The organism is Azospirillum sp. UENF 211521 (assembly GCF_058780535.1).
The window spans coordinates 461,121-475,868 of the sequence record NZ_JBSNCF010000001.1 but is presented as its reverse complement, the minus strand read 5'-3'; the positions used below and the strand labels follow the sequence as shown (position 1 = coordinate 475,868).

15 protein-coding genes are annotated in these 14,748 nt (G+C 71.7%); 7 read left to right on the top strand and 8 right to left on the bottom strand.

All coding sequences use genetic code 11. From position 1 onward, the window contains the following. Positions 1-13 precede the first annotated feature (13 nt). The gene (locus tag ACWPN5_RS02235; RefSeq protein ID WP_492294004.1) at positions 14-985 is read right to left on the bottom strand and encodes a hypothetical protein; all 972 of its coding nucleotides are present in this window, start codon (positions 983-985) and stop codon (positions 14-16) included. Between the two features lie 407 nt (positions 986-1,392). Between ACWPN5_RS02235 and ACWPN5_RS02230 the strand changes: the two genes are divergently transcribed. Next, positions 1,393-2,493, top strand: a complete 1,101-nt coding sequence (locus ACWPN5_RS02230; RefSeq protein WP_492294002.1) for a Do family serine endopeptidase — start codon at positions 1,393-1,395, stop codon at positions 2,491-2,493. A 34-nt stretch (positions 2,494-2,527) separates the two neighbouring features. Next, positions 2,528-3,265: a hypothetical protein gene (locus ACWPN5_RS02225; RefSeq protein ID WP_492294000.1), complete on the top strand. Its 738-nt coding sequence runs from the start codon at positions 2,528-2,530 to the stop codon at positions 3,263-3,265. A 46-nt stretch (positions 3,266-3,311) separates the two neighbouring features. Here the strand turns inward: ACWPN5_RS02225 and ACWPN5_RS02220 are convergent, their stop codons facing one another. Together ACWPN5_RS02220 and ACWPN5_RS02215 are read right to left on the bottom strand one after the other, a co-directional pair. Further along, positions 3,312-3,581, bottom strand: coding sequence for a DUF2934 domain-containing protein (locus ACWPN5_RS02220; RefSeq protein ID WP_145682457.1), 270 nt, complete (start codon positions 3,579-3,581; stop codon positions 3,312-3,314). A gap of 65 nt (positions 3,582-3,646) precedes the next feature. After that, the gene (locus ACWPN5_RS02215) at positions 3,647-4,312 is read right to left on the bottom strand and encodes an NnrU family protein (protein ID WP_492293998.1); all 666 of its coding nucleotides are present in this window, start codon (positions 4,310-4,312) and stop codon (positions 3,647-3,649) included. A 203-nt stretch (positions 4,313-4,515) separates the two neighbouring features. Between ACWPN5_RS02215 and ACWPN5_RS02210 the strand changes: the two genes are divergently transcribed. The 4 genes from ACWPN5_RS02210 (at position 4,516) to ACWPN5_RS02195 (ending at position 8,086) form a co-directional block, all read left to right on the top strand. After that, the gene (locus tag ACWPN5_RS02210) at positions 4,516-5,043 is read left to right on the top strand and encodes a hypothetical protein (RefSeq protein WP_145682459.1); all 528 of its coding nucleotides are present in this window, start codon (positions 4,516-4,518) and stop codon (positions 5,041-5,043) included. A 229-nt stretch (positions 5,044-5,272) separates the two neighbouring features. After that, positions 5,273-5,734 (top strand): DUF4398 domain-containing protein, encoded by a 462-nt coding sequence (locus tag ACWPN5_RS02205; protein WP_492293996.1) that lies wholly within the window; start codon positions 5,273-5,275, stop codon positions 5,732-5,734. After that, positions 5,734-6,504 carry an OmpA family protein gene (locus tag ACWPN5_RS02200; RefSeq protein WP_145682519.1) on the top strand — a complete coding sequence of 257 codons (771 nt, stop codon included), beginning with the start codon at positions 5,734-5,736 and terminating at the stop codon, positions 6,502-6,504. Before ACWPN5_RS02205 ends, ACWPN5_RS02200 begins: the two co-directional genes overlap by 1 nt. Before the next feature lie 274 nt (positions 6,505-6,778). After that, entirely contained in the window at positions 6,779-8,086 is a 1,308-nt protein-coding gene (locus ACWPN5_RS02195; RefSeq protein ID WP_492293994.1) for a methyl-accepting chemotaxis protein, read from the top strand. 21 nt (positions 8,087-8,107) lie between these two features. On the opposite strand, the gene ACWPN5_RS02190 is transcribed toward ACWPN5_RS02195, so the two are convergent. After that, on the bottom strand, positions 8,108-9,706 hold the full coding sequence (locus ACWPN5_RS02190; protein ID WP_145682461.1) for a phospholipase D-like domain-containing protein: 1,599 nt from the start codon (positions 9,704-9,706) through the stop codon (positions 8,108-8,110). Positions 9,707-10,009: 303 nt separating this feature from the next. Between ACWPN5_RS02190 and ACWPN5_RS02185 the strand changes: the two genes are divergently transcribed. Next, positions 10,010-10,432 (top strand): hypothetical protein, encoded by a 423-nt coding sequence (locus ACWPN5_RS02185; protein ID WP_145682462.1) that lies wholly within the window; start codon positions 10,010-10,012, stop codon positions 10,430-10,432. A 57-nt stretch (positions 10,433-10,489) separates the two neighbouring features. Here the strand turns inward: ACWPN5_RS02185 and ACWPN5_RS02180 are convergent, their stop codons facing one another. From ACWPN5_RS02180 to ACWPN5_RS02165, 4 genes are all read right to left on the bottom strand, one after another. Further along, on the bottom strand, positions 10,490-10,672 hold the full coding sequence (locus ACWPN5_RS02180) for a hypothetical protein (RefSeq protein ID WP_492296346.1): 183 nt from the start codon (positions 10,670-10,672) through the stop codon (positions 10,490-10,492). Further along, positions 10,654-12,819 (bottom strand): sensor histidine kinase, encoded by a 2,166-nt coding sequence (locus ACWPN5_RS02175; RefSeq protein ID WP_492293992.1) that lies wholly within the window; start codon positions 12,817-12,819, stop codon positions 10,654-10,656. Before ACWPN5_RS02175 ends, ACWPN5_RS02180 begins: the two co-directional genes overlap by 19 nt. Before the next feature lie 127 nt (positions 12,820-12,946). After that, complete coding sequence (locus ACWPN5_RS02170) at positions 12,947-13,660, bottom strand: gamma-glutamyl-gamma-aminobutyrate hydrolase family protein (protein ID WP_145677111.1); 714 nt, start codon at positions 13,658-13,660, stop codon at positions 12,947-12,949. Positions 13,661-13,670: 10 nt separating this feature from the next. After that, positions 13,671-14,708: an amidoligase family protein gene (locus ACWPN5_RS02165; RefSeq protein WP_145682464.1), complete on the bottom strand. Its 1,038-nt coding sequence runs from the start codon at positions 14,706-14,708 to the stop codon at positions 13,671-13,673. Between the last annotated feature and the right edge of the window lie 40 nt (positions 14,709-14,748).

Below are 14,748 nucleotides of genomic sequence, written 5' to 3'. Positions count from 1 at the left end.
CGCCATCGGCGCCTCAGGCGAACAGCGCGTCGATGTCGGCCTGCGAAATCTCGCTGCCGCCACCCGACGGTTCGGGCGGCGGGGGCGCGGGACGCGGGGCCGGCTTCGCGGCGGGCGGCGGAGGGGGCGGCGGGGGCGGGGCAGGCGTCTCGGCCGGCTCCGCCCGTTCCAGCACCTGGGGGATCTGTGTGGCCAGCGTGTCGAACAGGGCGTCGATGTCGTCCTGGCTGACCTCCGGCCCGCCGAGCTGCGGGCCGTTCAGCAGATGCGCGTCGGGCCGGGTGTCGCCCAGCTTGCGGTGGGACGTCCCCTCGCCCATCGACGCGGTTTCCGAGGCGGTGGCGATGCGGTCGACGCCCCAGATCTCGATCATCGTGTTCACGCGCTGCTCGATGTAGCGCAGCGTGTTGACCACCTTGGTGGTGCGCTGACCGGTGATGTCCTGGAAGGCGCAGGCGGTCATGATCTCGATGCTCCAGGCGTCGATGGCGTCGACCATCTCGGCGATGTCGGGATCGGTGCGCGGGATGCCCTGGGTGATCTCCTGGATCTTCTCGGTGGCGTTCAGGATGTCGGTGGTGGCGCGCTCGGTCGCCGCGACGATCTCGTCCAGCTCGCCGGTCGCCGCCTCGATGCGGTTCGACCCGGTGTCGGCGGGGCGCAGCGCGGCGATGTCGCTGCGCGTCTCGCGCACCACCTGGGTGATCGACATCAGCTCCTGCTGAAGCTGCAGATTGTCGCCCATGCCGCTCCCCATGCCGCCGCCCGGAGTCAGGCGGGGGAGAGCGCCGGGTTCCACCCCGCGCAGCCGGTTGATCTGCTGCTCCAGCGCGCCGGTCAGCCGATGGAACTCGTCCATCGCGACCACGCGTGATCGTCGGTCGCGCATGCGCAGGAACGCGCGGCCGCGCGCGGTCTGCGACAGCGCCTCCTCCATCTGGAGGTAATCATGCTCGGTCAGTTCCATCAGAGGAACGTCGCTCATCGTCGTCACCGTCGGCGGGCCGCTGTTGAGTATCCGCCATGGAGGAAAGCACGTCTTAGGAAAACTGAGGTTACACCAGACATGGCCTGGATTTCAGGCAAATCCTTCACAATACGTCCTCGCAGATCCCGCTGAACAAAGTCTTAATGAAGTCCTGGACGGCGCGCGATGACACACCCTGTCGTCATGCAACCAAGCATAGAAGCCGGCCGCCGGAGCGGTGCCGCGAAAGACGGCGGTCGGCGGTATGGAGGATTCACCCGTCGCCGCCCTCGCCCTATACTCCATCCCTCTGCGCTGGCCGAGCGGTGGGGCAAAGGGCGCACAGGCTTGACCCGCGGGTGCCGCTCGCCCACATCAGCGGCGCCAACGCGGTGCGGAACAACTGGAATAGGGACAAGATGCCGATGACGACAACGCTTCGGTTCGCGGCGCTTCGGTTTGCGGGGGCGATGTGCGTGGCCGGGCTTTTGGGGATCGGCGTTCCGGGCGCGGGCCCGGCCCCCGCCGCCGCGGCCCTGCCCGCCGGCGTCACCGGGGTGACGACCATCGCGCCGATGCTGGAGCAGGTGACCCCCGCCGTCGTCAACATCGCCGTTCTGTCGCGGGCGCCGCAGGCCGAGAACCCGCTGCTGCGCGACCCCTTCTTCCGCCGCTTCTTCAACGTCCCCGAGCAGCAGGCCCGCCCGCAGGTCAGCGCCGGGTCGGGCGTGATCGTGGACGCGCGGCGCGGCTACGTCATCACCAACGCCCATGTGGTGGAGAACGCGCAGGAGATCGCCGTCACCCTGAAGGACCGCCGCCGCCTGCGCGCCAAGCTGGTCGGGCGGGACGCGGCGACCGACATCGCGCTGCTGAAGATCGAGGCGGAGAAGCTGACCGCCCTGCCCTGGGGCGATTCGGACCAGCTCAAGGTCGGCGACTTCCTGGTCGCCATCGGCAACCCCTTCGGGCTGGGCCAGACGGTGACCTCGGGCATCGTCTCGGCGCTCGGCCGCAGCGGTCTGAAGATCGAGGGGTACGAGGACTTCATCCAGACCGACGCCTCGATCAACCCCGGCAATTCCGGCGGCGCGCTGGTGAACTTCAACGGCGAGCTGGTCGGCATCAACACCGCCATCATCGGCCCGGCCGGCGGGTCGGTCGGCATCGGCTTCGCCGTCCCGGTCAGCATCGTCCGCTCGGTGATGGAGCAGCTGGTCGAGTATGGCGAGGTGCGGCGCGGCCGGCTGGGCGTCTCCATCCAGGACCTGACCCCCGATCTGGCCGACAGCATGAATCTGACCGGCGACGCCGGGGCGGTCATCGCCCAGGTGGAGCGCGGGTCCGCCGCCGAGCGCGCCGGCTTCCGCAGCGGCGACGTGGTGACCGCGGTGAACGGGCGGCCGGTGCGCAGCGCCACCGACTTCCGCAACCGCATGGGTCTGGTGCGGGCCGGCACGCCGCTTCAGGTGACCGTCCTGCGCGGCGGCGGCGAACGGGTGCTGAACGTCCGAACGGCGAACTAGACCCGGCGGACCGGATCGGGATAACCATGGTCTGATGATCGGCCGCCCCTCCCCTCCCCGCCGGCAGGCCCCGCCCGCCCCCATGGTCAGCGCGGCCCAACGCCAGCGCGAAGTCGCCCGCATGCTGATGCGGCTCGACGACATGCTGAAGGTCTGCGCGGATCTGGCGGCGGCGGCGCGGGAGCGCGTGTCGGTCGGCGGGATGGGCCGCTACCGCAAATTCTCCCGCAAGGTGCGCGACTTCTTCTCGCTGGCGGCGGTGACCCAGGAACGGCTGGACGCCGCCCCGTCGGAGATGGAGGAGCTGATCGGCCCGATGACCACTGCGCTGGAACGCCTGCACGCCCGCATGGTGATCCTGTTCGTGGAGGAGAGCCTGGGCTTCTTCAACACCTTCGCGCGGGTCAAGGCGCTGCCCATCGGCACCCACGAGACGGTGGGGGTGGAGTTCCGCGCGCTGATGGAGATCCGCAAGTTCCTCGACGACCCGCTCTACGACGGGGAGCGCGGGCAGGGCCTGCGCAAGCAGACGGACCGCGTCGCCGTCCTCATGCGCGCGGTGATGGACCGCTGCCCGCCCCTGCCCGACTTCGGCGACGAGCCGAGCATCGGGCCGCGCGGGACGGTGAACAAGCCGCTGCGCCCGCCGCGCGCTGCGCCGCCTCCCGCCGCGGGCCGGGCGGCGGAGCCCCGCCCGCTGCCGCAGCCCCATTCCCAACGGCCCGATCCCCGGCTTGAGGTCCGCCAGCTGTCGCTGGACGACGAGGACTGACGGGCCGCCTGCCCGATCAGCTTTCCCCCGGTCAGCTTTCCCCCGATCAGCTTTCCATGGTCGTCGACTGGCGGTGGTGGCTGTGCGCGTCCACGCCGCGCAGATGCTCGGCGGCCTCGTGCAGGGCGCGCTCGCTGGCGCTGTCGGGGGTCTGCAGACCGGCGTCCGGGCCGGGGACGGCGTCCTCTTCGGCGATCTCGCGGGTGGCCTGTTGCCAATGCTCGATGTGGCGCCCCTCGGGACGGCCCTCCCGTTCCCAGATGGCGCGGGCGCGCTCGCGGACGCGGGGGTCGTCGGGGCTGGTGTGATGCTCCATGGCGTTGTCCTTCCGGTGCGGTCTGGTCTCAAGACCATCAACAGGCGGAGCGGCACGCTGTGCCGCTACAGCCAATAGAGCGGGCTGACCCCGAACAGCCAAGGGTGCAGCGCGATCATCGCGGCGTAGGCGGCCAGCGCGCCCAGGACGCGGCCCCAGCCGATCTCGCCGGGCCGGAAAGGCTGGCGCCCGGCCAGGATGGCGGCGAAGGGCAGCGCGGAGGTCTCCGCCCGGTAGGCCCGCCCAGCAGCACCGCAGCGCAGCAGCCAGTCGTTCTTGACCATGGCGAACAGGGCGATGGCCGCCATCGCGACGAACAGCACGACCCGCCGCCCGTCCCCGGTGGCTTGCAGGTGCAGCAGCGCCCACAGCAGCAGCCCCATGGAACCGGGAAAGCGGGTGATCCGGTAGATGCCCCGCGGCGGGTTGGGCGCGTCGGGCTCGCCGGCCTTGCTGGTGACGCGGGCGGCGATCAGCAGGAAGGACAGCGGCATCAGCGCGACGACCAGCGGCGCCGCCCAGCCGGCGGGAACGAACAGCGGCTCCCCGCCCCCGGCCTCGCGGTAGGCCCAGATGAACAGCCCGAGCGCCAGCAGCGAGCCCAGCGAATGCAGGGCGACGAAGCCGCCCCGCCCCAGCCGGGCGATCAGCCACGGCCGCACCCCCGGCCAGGACGGCACGGCGTGGGTGGCGAACAGGAACAGGGCGGCGAGAAGAAGATCGGTGGTCATGGGATGCGAGGAAACACCGCTTTGCCGGGCGGAGTCTTGATGAACGTCAAAATTGGAACCGTGAAGGCAAACCGCATCCGGGTGTGGCGCAGGCCACAGCGGGGGAGGGCGGCGGGGCGTAGGGTCTGGTCATCGGACAGGCCGGGCCCCGACGCAGACGGAACCGGCAGCCAACTCCCCCAGACACCGGAAGGAAACACACCATGCGCCGCACCACCCTGATCGCCGCCGCCGCCGTCCTGCTCTGCTCCGCCCCGGCCTTCGCCGGCGACCTGATGACCGGCGGCATCCCGCTGGGCAACGCCAGCAACCTGGGCGTCATCTCCAACACCGCCGCGGGCATCCAGAACAAGGCGCAGCAGCAGGTGATGGGCGTGCAAGCCGGTGGCGGGCTGGCCGGGCCCTTCGGCACCGCCTCCAACCTGGGCAACGTCTCCAACCTCGCCGCCGGCGTCGGCAATACCGCCAAGCAGCAGGTCTTCGGGCTGCAGGCGGGTGGCGGGATGGGCGGCGGGGTGAAGGCGCCCTTCGCTCTGGGTGGCTTCAACAGCAACGCCGGGACCGTCAGCAACAGCGCGGTCGGCATCGGCAACACCGCCCAGCAGCAGGTCAAGGCCATGCAGTTCGGTGCGCCGGGCGCCCTGTTCAACCAGAACCTCGGCACCGTCTCCAACCTCTCCGCCGGCATCGGCAACAAGGCCCAGCAGCAGGTCACCGGCATCCAGAAGTAAAGCCCCTCCCTTTCCCCCTCCCATCCAGGCAGACCTTGCGGCCGGGGCACTCCCCCGGCCGTCTTTTTGTGCGCAGGCGGGGCGTTTCCCGGCGCGGATGTGCGGACAAGGAACCTTCCCCCCGGCGGCGCGTTGGAGCGGCGATCACTCTCCCGCGGCCATGCGCCGCGGTCATTCGGGAAGCCGCAGCATGAACCGCAACAGCATTTCGACATTGGGATGGCCCAGGGTGGGATGGAGGGCCGCGACCATCCTGTCGGCGTCGCTCGGGCTGGCCGCCTGCGCCGGCAGCGTGCCGCCGCCGACCGCCCAGCTCGGCGCGTCGGCGCAGGCCATCCAGCAGGCCGAACGGGCCGGCGCCCTCGAACATTCCCCCGCGGAGTTCCAATCCGCCCGCGAGAAGCTGGCCGCCGCCAACGCCGCCATGCGCGAGGACGAGCGGACCAAGGCCCGCCGCCTCGCCGAGCAGGCGCAGGCCGACGCCGAACTCGCCACCGTGCGCTCGCAGCGGGCGACGGCGCAGCAGGCCGCCAGCGCGGTCCGCACGCTCGCGAATCCCAACAGCGGTGTGCCCAACAGCGGTGTGCCGGGCCGGGCGCCCGCCGCCTCCGCCGCCGCTCCCCTGGCCCCGTCGGGCATGAGCGGGACCTCGACCTGGGATTCCCCGCGCACGCTGGAGGGCACGCCGTGATGCACACCACCGACAAGAAGACTTGGACGATGAGGAAAAGCCTGGCCCTGGCGTCGCTGGGCGTCGTCGCCCTGTCGCTCGGCGCCTGCGCCACCCCGGACGACACCCCGGCCCTGGCCCAGGCGCGCCAGTCCTATTCCAGCGCCGCCGCCAACCCGCAGCTGGCCAGCAACGCCACGCTGGAGCTGCGCCGCGCCGAAGAGGCGCTGCAGCGCGGCGAGCGGGCGCGCAGCGACGGCAACACCGCGGAGATGGACCATCAGGCCTATCTCGCCAACCGGCAGATCCAGATCGCCCAGGACGTGGCGGCGATGAAGGGCGCGCAGCAGGTCGTCGCCAACGCCGAGACCTACCGCCTCCAGGACCAGATCCGCGCCCTCCAGGCGGAGCGGACGGAACGCGGTCTGGTGATGTCGCTGGGCGACGTGCTGTTCGCCACCGGCAGCGCCCGCCTGACTCCGGGCGCCGACGCGCGTCTGAGCGAACTCGCCAGCTTCCTGCAGCGCAACCCGGAACGGACCGTGCGGATCGAGGGCTACACCGACACCACCGGTTCGTCGGCCACCAACCTGCGCCTGTCGGAGGAGCGGGCCATGGCGGTGCGCGACGCGCTGACCGCGCGCGGCGTCAACCCCAGCCGCATCGCCGCGCAGGGGCTGGGGTCGGCCCAGCCGGTCGCCTCCAACAGCACGGAGTCGGGACGACAGCAGAACCGCCGCGTCGACATCGTGATCTCCGAGCCGGGCTCGGTGGCGGAGACGCGCTCCTGACGGGTCGTGCTGCCATTTGACGCAGCGTGTGGGTGACATGGAACGGGCGGGCCGGAAACGGCTCGCCCGCTTCGATTCCGGCCCGATTTTCGGCTGTTTTTCCCGCCCCGACTTGCCCGTCCCGCTCCACCTCTGCACCGGAAGCGCGGCCATTCAAAAAATTTGTCTCGAATGCTAGGCAAAATCAATGCTTCTTTACCTTTTACGGTGTGTGGTTTTACGATGCGCGAACATGAGGGACCATCGCGTCCTTTTGATTGCGCGGGGATTCGGAATGACCACTGGACAAGGTGACGAGGGAGCGATGCTCAGCAGGGGATTTTTGAAGGCGCAGGCTCTGCTTCTCCTCATCATCGGCCTTCCGGTGATCGTGGTGGTGGTTCTCCTCAACCCGCTGTGGAACGCCACGCTGCACCGGTTCGGCGTGCCGGAGGGGCCGGCCGCGGCGCTCGGCATGATCGTCACCATCATGGTGGTGATGGTCGTGCAGTACTGGGTGCTGGAGACGCGGCGGACCATGGTCACCTCGCTGTTCAACTTCATCCCGCACGAGCATCTGACCTTCGACGGCGAGACGCTGACGACGGACGAGGCCAACCGCCTGTTCGTCACCCTGCACCGGGATTCCGAGGAGTGGCGGCGCCTGCTGAGCGACAACGGCATGGATGGCCCGCTGGACGAGTTCGGCAGCCTGTGCGCCGCCCGTCTGGCCTTCGCGCGCCGCCCCCAGGGCATCCCGCCGGAGGCGGAGCGCGCCATCGCCGAGGTGCCGCAGGCGGTGGACGCGGCCAAGGCCCGCGTCGGCGCGGCGCTCGACCAGGCGGAGCGGGAGGTGCAGACTTTGCGCGCCCGCCTGTCCGACACGGAGGACGCGGTGGCCGCCCTGGTCGGCTTCATCCGCGACAGCGAGGTGCAGATCGCCGGCCGCCACGACGACGCCCAGCGTTGCGCGACGGAGAACCGCGCGCTTCTCGCCAACCTCCAGGAGCATCTCGACCGCCGCCGGGCCGAGGCGACCTCCGACCTGACGCGGTTCGAGCAGATCGTCGCGGAATCCCGCGCGCTGGAGGATTCGGTCAACGCCATCACCCGCATCATGTCCGCCACCAACATGCTGGCGCTGAACGCCGCCATCGAGGCGACGCGGGCCGGGGAATACGGCCACGGCTTCCGCGTGGTGGCGAACGAGGTGCGCGACTTGGCCCGCCAGTCGAACGAGGCCATCCAGGTGATCCAGAAGGGCATCGACCGCATGCAGCAGGCGATCGCCCAGCAGATCGCCGGGCAGGACGCCCAGGCCAAGGTGGCCGCCGAGCACGCGCTGCTGTCCGATCTGGCCGCCCGCCTGCAAAGCCTCAGCACCGGCCAACAGGACGTCGCCGGGCACGAACGGCACCTGATGGGCGAGCTGGACCGGCTGGGCGACACCCTGGCCGACACCCTGACCGGCTTCGCCGGCGACCTGCGCGTGCCCGAGGGGCTGCGGCGGGAGCTGGACGCGATCAGCGGCGGGCTGGCGCGGCTGAACGGGCTGGAGGAGAATCTGCGCGGCCTGTCCAACGTCCGCAGACGGGCCGCCTGACGACAGCTCGCGGCAGGCCGGTCAGCGGCCGCCGCGGTCGGTCTCGACCATCGCCAACGCCACGGCGTAAACCCCGGCGATCGCCCCGGCGGTGAACAGCGCCGCCCCCACCGCGCGGGTCAGGGAGCGGGCCGGCGCCGGGGCCGGCGGCATGCGTTTCCACACCGCCCAAGCCTCCTCCGGGCGGTCGGGGTCGGCGATGCGCAAGGCGGCGAAGGCTTGCTCGGTCAGGCCGGGGTCGGTGTCGGGCAGCGGCGCCAGCCGGCGTCCGGACGGCTTGTTCAGCCGGTCGATGGCGGCCACGACGCTGCCCGTGGCGCGGACGGCGGCGGTCATCTCCGACGGGTCCACCCCCATATGCTCGGCCAGCAGGCGGTTGCGCACCGCCCCGATGGCATTGGCGGTGCTGCGGGCGGCGGCGCTGCGGTCGCCCGGCGGCGACTCCACCGCCAGATCGCATTCCGTGTCGTAGCCCATGGAGCGGTTGTTCAGGTTGCTCGACCCGATGCGCAGCAGCCGGTCGTCCACCACCATCAGCTTGGAATGCACGACGATGCCGTTGCCCCCCTCGGTCAGCGGGGTCATGGCGCGCAGGCGGCCGTGGCGGTCGGCGGCGCGCAGTTCCTGAAGCACCACGCCGCGCGGCGTGTCCATGGCCATGCGGTCGAACCAGCTCGGGCTTTCCATGGGGACGACGACGACCACCTCCGGCCCGTCCGGCTCGCGCAGCCGCCGGGCCAGCGCCTCGGCCACGCGGAAGGAGGCGAAATACTGGTTCTCCAGATAGATGCTGTGGCGCGCCTCGGCGATGGCGGCGAAGGTCAGCGCCTCGTTCTCGCGCACCGGACGGCCGACCAGACAGTCGGGGAGCGTGCGGGCGATGCCCACATCCGCGTCGGTGATCAGCGGGTGCAGCCCCTCCGGCCAGGGATCGGCGCCGGCCGCGAGGAAGCCCTCCGGCGGCGGGGGCGGCAGCGCCTGCCCGGTGGCGTGGCTCCAGCGCTCGCGCGCCATCACCCCCAGCGCGCGGGCGGCGGGTCCGTCCACCGCCATCATCACGTCGTGGCGCGGCGCGTGAAGCTCTCCGGTCGGCCAGCGGCGGCGCGGGTCGTTGTCCAGATGCTCGGGCGTGTCCCAGCGGTCGCCGGCCAGATCGATGCCGCCGCAGAAGGCCAGCGCGTCGTCGACCACCACCAGCTTCTGGTGTTGCGCCGCGCCCACCGGCAGGGCGTCGTCCAACTCCAGCGTCAGCCGCGGGCCGGTGCGCCGGTTCAGCCGCTCCAGCGGCCCGTGCGGGTGCTCCAGCGAGATCGGGAACGGCATGTCCCATTTCAGCGCGTGGATCTGCAGCGACGGGCGGCGGCGGATCAGGCGGGCGAGGAAATCGCCCAGCGTTTCCGGGTCGTGGGGGTCGAGGCGCATCCGCGGATCGATGTCCCAGCCGAGCAGGATCACCGACCGCCGCGCCCGCAGCAGGGCGGCGCGCACCGCCGCGAAGAAGGCGGCGCCGTCGACCAGCACCGCCACCCGGTCCGCCCGCTCGCTCCGCCAGCAGGTGGCGCCGGGGCGCAGGATGGGCCGCGTCCCGGCAAGGTCAGCCGCATCCCGATGTTCGCTCATTCCTGCCTCGACGTGCCGTAACGGTGCTTGCGTCAACTCTTCCGGCGGCGGCCTGTTCCGCAAGGCGGCGGGCTGCTCCGGAATCGCCCGGCGGCCGCTTCCGGATGGCGGCGGACGGAACGCCCGGACGGCGGGCGGCTCGCCAAAAGATCGGAATGGGCCTTCGGTTTTGCCGCAACGATGCGCCGGGCCTCCTGTTGGGGATGGGCGAATGGGGGACGGGCGCGCCGCAGGGCGCCGGACCGAACCCCCGCCAGGAGGGCGCCCGGCCAAAGGGCGCCGCCACCAGATGGAGAGATGAGGATGCGTACCCTGTTGATCGCCGCCGCGTCGGCCCTCGCGCTGATGGCCGGCTCCGCCGTCGCCCAGTCGGGCGGCACCTCCGTGAGCCCGACCGTCCCCAGCACCACCACGTCGCCGTCGACCGGCCTGAGCACCTCCGGCCCGGGCTCCACTCCGGGCAGCGTCACCACCCCGGGCACCGCCGGCTCGTCCGGCACCATGAACACCATGCCGGGGACCACCATGCCCGGTTCGTCAGGCAGCACCATGGGCAACGGCACCATGGGCAGCGGTTCGTCGGGCGGCACCTGGCAGGGCCAGACCACGGTGCCGTCGGGCATGGGCAGCGCCACCAGCAGCAACCCGGCCCGCGACAACCAGACCGCGACCGGCACCCACTGCCCGCCGGGCACCCCGAACTGCGGCCCGGACGGCAGCAAGTAAGGCCTTCAAGCTTTGCAGCGAAGGGCGCGCCGGAGTCTCCGGCGCGCCTTTTTCGTTTCAGACCGCGGGTTCCGGCCGGATCGCAGCCGGTTCGCCGCTGTCCACCGCGGAGGGAGCCTTGGCGGGGAAGCGCAGGACGAAGCAGGTGCCCCCCTTCCCCTGGCCACCCTCCCGGCCACTGTCGCGGCTGTCCACGCGGATGCTGCCGCGCAGGCGGGTGGTCACGATGTTGTAGACGATGTGCAGGCCGAGCCCGCTCCCCCCTCGCCGCGCCGCGTCGTGAAGAAGGGGTCGAAGACGCGCCCGAGATTCGCGGCGGGAATCCCGCAGCCGTCGTCGGCGAAGCGCAGTTCGACCTCCTGCGGGTTGGGGCGGGTCACGGCGATGGTCAGCGTGCCCGCCCGACCGTCCGGATAGGCATGGATCACGGCGTTCATGGTCAGGTTGGTCAGGACCTGGAACAGCGCGCCGGGGTAGCTGTCAACCCACAGCCCGGCCGGGCAAACCACCTCCACCCGGTGGGGGGTCTGCTTCAGCCGCGGGCGCAGGCTGGTCAGCACATCGTCCAGATAAGCGGCCAGATCGACACGGCGCCGCTCCTCGCTGGTCTGGTCCACGGCGGTCTGCTTGAAGCTCTGGATCAGTTCGGCGGCGCGGTTCAGGTTGCTCTCGATCAGCCGGCAGGCCTCCCCCGCGGTGGTCAGGTAGCCGGTGAAGTCGGCGCGGCGCAGCGTGTTGGCCTCCACCCCGCGGACCACCTTGCGGGTCTGGTCGGCCAGATGGGTGATGCCGGTCAGGGCGATGCCCACCGGCGTGTTCACCTCGTGCGCCACCCCGGCGACCATTCCGCCGAGCGAGGCCATCTTCTCCGCCTGGATCAGGTGGGCCTGGGTGTCGCGCAGGTCGGCCAGCGCGCCCTCGGCGCGCTGCTTGGCGGCCTCCGTCTCCTCCTCCGAGCGCTTGCGCAGGGTGATGTCGTTGACGGCGATGAGGATGGCCGGCTCGTCCACGTCGTGGATCTCCACGGCGGAGATCATCGCCCAGAAGGGCCGGCCCGCGGCGGTGCGCATTTCCATCTCCAGGTCGCTCGCCGCCCCCTGCTCGGCGACCAGACGGGACAGCCGGGCGGCGTCGGAGGGGTGGAGGAAGAAGCGCGCGTTACGGGTCAGCGCCAGCCGCGACCCCTCGGTCCCGAACAGCGCCTCGGCCTGGGGGTTGGCGAACAGGACGGCGTCGTCCGACCGCCGGGCGATCACGATGGGAAAGGGCGAGGCCGCCAGGATCGCGCGCATCCGCTCTTCCCCCGCCTTCAGCGCCTCGGCGTAGGCATGGGTCTCCACCAGCGCCGTGCCGAACCGCTCGACGCTGGTGGAGATGGCCTGAAGCTCCGCGAACAGGGCGGGCGGCAGGCGGACGGTGCGGCGCTCCTTCTGCACCATGGCCAGCGCCTGCGAGGCGCGGCGGATCGGGCGGACCACATGGACGCGCAACAGCACGTAGAGCACCGTCTGCACCGCCGAGGCGATGCCCAGCCCGACCAGAACGATCCACAGGCCGCTGCGCGCCTGGTCGGTCAGCGTGTCGGCGATGCGCCGCGTGTTGGTCGCGGCGGCGTCGGTCAGGCTGCCGCTGAGGTCGTTCAGCACGCCGTGGGCGATTTCCGTCTCCAGCCCCATCAAGCCCGCTTCGGACAGGATGGTCTGGCGCAGGGTGAACAGCGCGCCCAGCCCGTCGAGGTCGCGCGCGGTGCGGGCGAGCGGCGCCCGCTCTCCCGCCTCCAGCGGGATCAGCGCGTTCACCACCGCGGCGGCGTGCTCGTGGAAGCGGGCGACCTCGACGGCGAGCTGCTCCGTGTCGGTCGCGGTCACCCCCGCGGCCAGCGCCTCCAGCGCGCGGTGGTAGGGCTCCTGCACCGCCAGGGGGGCGCCGGAGCGCAGCAGGCTCAGGAACGCCTCGTCCCCCTTGCGCTGCAGGGCGACGGCCTGGGCGGCCAGGGCGTCGATGGCGTCGGCCCGCTCCGCGGTGCGGCGCACCGCCTGGATGGCCGTATCGAGCCGTTGCAGCAGCTCCGGGGCTGCCGCGTCCGCCGCGAAGCGCTGCGACACGCCCTCGACCTCGGCCAGGGCGCCGGCGCGCTCCTCCGGCGAGCGGGAGCGCAGGACGGCCTCGGCGAGCTGGCCCATGCGGGCGGCGAAGACGGCGTACTGGTGCTGGCGGGTGATCTGCGGAACGATGGCGCGGTCCGCTTCTTCGGCAAGGTCGAGCACCCGGACGAAGGCCCCGCCCACCCCGAGGGTCAGCCCGGCCATCAGAAACGCCGTGGCCAGCGCGGTGATCATCGTCACCGTGTGCAGCCGAAGCCGCCGGCCCGTCTGTTTCTCCGTCACGCCCTTGCCCCTCCGCCGTTGCGGCGGCCCGATCATTAGGCCCGATCGTTAGGATAGCCGCTTCCGCGCGCGAGGGAAATGGTGGCACAACGAACAGTTAAGGAGCGATTGCGCAGGTGAGGCGCGGTTACAAGGCCGCGGCGTCCTCCAGGCTTGCGGTTCCGGCGGCGGTGGCGGCCAGCGTGTGGAACAGCGCCTGCTGGCGCGGATCGGCGACCAGATATTCGGGATGCCACTGCACCCCGATCAGGAAGGGGTGATGGACCGCCTCGATCCCCTGGACGATCCCCACCGTCTCGCGCGCCACCACGCGCAGCCCGTCGCCCAGCCGGTCCACCGCTTGATGGTGCAGCGCGTTCACCCGGCATTCGGCGATGCCCAGGATGCGGTAGAGGTGGCTGCGCGGATCGATGCGGATGCGCTTGCGCGGCAGGACCGTGCGCAGCCGCGGCGCCTCCTCGTAGACCTCGTGGATGTCGGTGATCAGCGAGCCGCCGCGGTGCACGTTGATCATTTGCGAGCCCCGGCATATGCCCAGAACGGGCAACCGCCGCGCCGCCGCGCCGTCCAGCGCACACAGCTCCAGCCGGTCGCGCTCCGGGTCGATGCGCATCTTCGGACGGGCGGTCTCGCCGTAGAGGGCGGCGTCGATGTCGTCGCCGCCGCCAACCACCAGACCGTCCAGCCGCTCGATGGGAAAGGGGTCGCGCGCCGTGATGCGCACCGCCCGCGCCCCGGCCCGGCGCAGCGCCAGACGGTTCGCCCACCAGGCGATGCGGCTGCCGTGCACCGACGCGGTGACTCCGATCAGGGGACGTCCCCGTGCGATGAAGGCGGCCATGCCCTCGCCCTCAGACGGCGAGCCGCCGGCCCGCCTCGGCGGCCCAGTCGTCCAGCGCCTTGCGCGCGGCGAAGGCGCGGAAGTCCGTCCCCAGGGCGTCGAGCCGGCCGCGGTCGGCCGCCAGTTCCTCCACCGCCACCCAGCGGTTCCAGTCCTGGGCCAGACGCCAGTCCGGATCGCCCAGTCGGGCGTTCGGCAAGCGGTAGTGGAAGGTCGGGCGGGGCCGCACATGCGGGTCGGCCAGCTTGGCGGCCATCGTCTGCGGGGCGAGATGGGCGAACAGCGGGAACAGGTCCAGCTCGCGGTTGCGGGTCGGGTTGGCCTCCAGATAATCGCCGATCAGCCCGTCGAGGTCGGGACGGTAGGCGGGATCGACGACCTTCACCGCGTAGTCCACCGGGAAGGCGGCGATGAAACCGGTCAGACGCCGGGTCGGGTCCACGCGGATCTCGCGGCGCAGCCAGGGGGCCAGCAGCAGGAAGGCCTTCAGATGGTCCAGCACATAGTCCCCGTCGGTGCGCGCCACCTGCGGGTTCAGGTGCAGGCCGAAGGCGAACAGCGGGCTGGCGTCGGTACCGGCGGCGCCCTGGTCGCTCAAGGCGGAAAACAGCGGCTCCAGCTCGGCCAGCCGGGCGATCGGGACGGGCGGGGCGGCGATCTCGAAGGGCATGACGAGGCTGCCGATGTTGCCCCACCAGGGCCGCAGCGCCTCGACCACGCCGTCCACCGCCTTGCCGACCGCCTTGCCCAGTCCCTTGTCCGTTGGGCCGGCCTCGCCCTCCTCCGCTTTGCTGGCCTCCACCTTGTCCGGCGCCTTGCCCGGATGCGCGGAGCGCATGTCCAGCTCCACCGCGAAGTCGCCCAGCCGCGTGCCGGTCACCCGGCAGCGGTGCGGGCTCTCCGGCTCCAGCGCGCCGCCGTAGAGGCGGCGCACCACCGCCGCCGCCGACGGGGCGTCGAGATTGGCGAACTCGACCTCCACGCCGACGGTGCGCGGGGCGCCGTCCGTCGTGGTGGGATGGGGGGGCGTGCGGAATGCGGTGTTCATGGCGCCCGTTCAACACGGCGCGCGGCACGGCGGTTCCCGC